Raw genomic sequence first — 1,967 nt, 5'->3', positions numbered from 1 at the left:
TTGAGCAATCAAGCCATCTGTCAGTGATTTTGAGTGAGCGACCGGTTTCGAAAGAGACCGAAAAACAGTAACAGGTTTGAACTGAAGAGTTTGATCCTGGCTCAGATTGAACGCTGGCGGCATGCCTTACACATGCAAGTCGGACGGCAGCGCGGGCTTCGGCCTGGCGGCGAGTGGCGAACGGGTGAGTAAGACATCGGAACGTGTCCTGGAGTGGGGGATAGCCCGGCGAAAGCCGGATTAATACCGCATACGCTCGGGAGAGGAAAGCGGGGGACCTTCGGGCCTCGCGCTCAAGGGGCGGCCGATGGCAGATTAGCTAGTTGGTGGGGTAAAGGCCTACCAAGGCGACGATCTGTAGCTGGTCTGAGAGGACGACCAGCCACACTGGGACTGAGACACGGCCCAGACTCCTACGGGAGGCAGCAGTGGGGAATTTTGGACAATGGGGGCAACCCTGATCCAGCAATGCCGCGTGTGTGAAGAAGGCCTTCGGGTTGTAAAGCACTTTTGTCCGGAAAGAAAACCTTTGGGCTAATACCCCGGGGGGATGACGGTACCGGAAGAATAAGCACCGGCTAACTACGTGCCAGCAGCCGCGGTAATACGTAGGGTGCGAGCGTTAATCGGAATTACTGGGCGTAAAGCGTGCGCAGGCGGTGCTGTAAGACCGATGTGAAATCCCCGGGCTTAACCTGGGAACTGCATTGGTGACTGCAGCGCTGGAGTATGGCAGAGGGGGGTGGAATTCCACGTGTAGCAGTGAAATGCGTAGAGATGTGGAGGAACACCGATGGCGAAGGCAGCCCCCTGGGCCAATACTGACGCTCATGCACGAAAGCGTGGGGAGCAAACAGGATTAGATACCCTGGTAGTCCACGCCCTAAACGATGTCAACTGGTTGTCGGGCCTTCATTGGCTTGGTAACGTAGCTAACGCGTGAAGTTGACCGCCTGGGGAGTACGGTCGCAAGATTAAAACTCAAAGGAATTGACGGGGACCCGCACAAGCGGTGGATGATGTGGATTAATTCGATGCAACGCGAAAAACCTTACCTACCCTTGACATGGATGGAACCTTGCTGAGAGGCGAGGGTGCCCGAAAGGGAGCCATCACACAGGTGCTGCATGGCTGTCGTCAGCTCGTGTCGTGAGATGTTGGGTTAAGTCCCGCAACGAGCGCAACCCTTGTCCCTGGTTGCTACGCAAGAGCACTCCAGGGAGACTGCCGGTGACAAACCGGAGGAAGGTGGGGATGACGTCAAGTCCTCATGGCCCTTATGGGTAGGGCTTCACACGTCATACAATGGTCGGAACAGAGGGTCGCGAAGCCGCGAGGTGGAGCCAATCCCAGAAAACCGATCGTAGTCCGGATCGCAGTCTGCAACTCGACTGCGTGAAGCTGGAATCGCTAGTAATCGCGGATCAGCATGCCGCGGTGAATACGTTCCCGGGTCTTGTACACACCGCCCGTCACACCATGGGAGTGGGTTTTACCAGAAGTGGCTAGTCTAACCGCAAGGAGGACGGTCACCACGGTAGGATTCATGACTGGGGTGAAGTCGTAACAAGGTAGCCGTATCGGAAGGTGCGGCTGGATCACCTCCTTTCCAGAGCTTAAGCGTTCAGAGTTGAGCGCTCACATCTGTCGGCTGTTGAGTTGGAAGACAGGCTTGAGGGGTCTGTAGCTCAGTCGGTTAGAGCACCGTCTTGATAAGGCGGGGGTCGTTGGTTCGAATCCAACCAGACCCACCACGTTGTCTGCGGTGAGTGATGAAAATCACCTGAGGGGCGTCCCTTGAGAGAAGGTCTGCGGGGGATTAGCTCAGCTGGGAGAGCACCTGCTTTGCAAGCAGGGGGTCGTCGGTTCGATCCCGTCATCCTCCACCAGTTTCCAGTGCACAGTGTTCTGCGCGATGCAGAAGGCTTCGCATTGGCAATTGCGCCGGTCAGTGCGGTATTGCAGGT

General features: G+C 56.6%; 2 tRNA genes and 1 rRNA gene. All 3 read left to right on the top strand.

Features of this window, described 5'->3' with window-relative positions:
* Positions 1-78: 78 nt before the first annotated feature.
* Positions 79-1,609 (top strand): 16S ribosomal RNA (locus tag AABE10_RS36165).
* Positions 1,610-1,677: 68 nt separating this feature from the next.
* Positions 1,678-1,754, top strand: a tRNA-Ile gene (locus AABE10_RS36160).
* A 59-nt stretch (positions 1,755-1,813) separates the two neighbouring features.
* Positions 1,814-1,889, top strand: a tRNA-Ala gene (locus AABE10_RS36155).
* The last annotated feature ends 78 nt before the right edge of the window (positions 1,890-1,967 follow it).

The sequence above is a fragment of the Paraburkholderia diazotrophica genome (genome assembly GCF_038900755.1).
Classification (GTDB): domain Bacteria; phylum Pseudomonadota; class Gammaproteobacteria; order Burkholderiales; family Burkholderiaceae; genus Paraburkholderia; species Paraburkholderia diazotrophica_A.
This window is presented reverse-complemented; position numbering and strand designations above follow the sequence as displayed.